Source organism: Streptococcus sp. CCH8-H5 (assembly GCF_001556505.1).
In the GTDB taxonomy this organism is placed as follows: domain Bacteria; phylum Bacillota; class Bacilli; order Lactobacillales; family Streptococcaceae; genus Streptococcus.
Genome location: NZ_LSIZ01000145.1, coordinates 1 through 255 on the forward strand (window position 1 = coordinate 1; position 255 = coordinate 255).

The 255-nt window shown below is 43.1% G+C and carries 1 protein-coding gene; it reads right to left on the reverse strand.

What is annotated here, in order from left to right; all coding sequences use genetic code 11:
* Positions 1-255, reverse strand: a 255-nt coding sequence (locus AX663_RS09445) for a GBS Bsp-like repeat-containing protein (protein WP_197414223.1), incomplete at both ends; no start/stop codon positions are given.

The following is a 255-nucleotide window of genomic DNA, read 5'->3' on the forward strand; positions in this document are numbered from 1 at the left end:
GAGTTTCAGGGACTGTGGCTGTAGTTTCGGTAATATAAGTTCGCTTACCATCCAAAATGTAGTAAAGATGCACAGAATAGGTACCAGCATCACCCTTATGGCTGGCTGTATCTACATGAACCTTGTAGCTACCGTCTGATTGTTTGTCGGCATGATACCATGTAAGGTCGTCTTGACCATTCTTATCTGACCAGATTGGAACACGGACTTCTTTAACTTCTTTGCCACCACCTGAAACATTGGTAACGACAACAT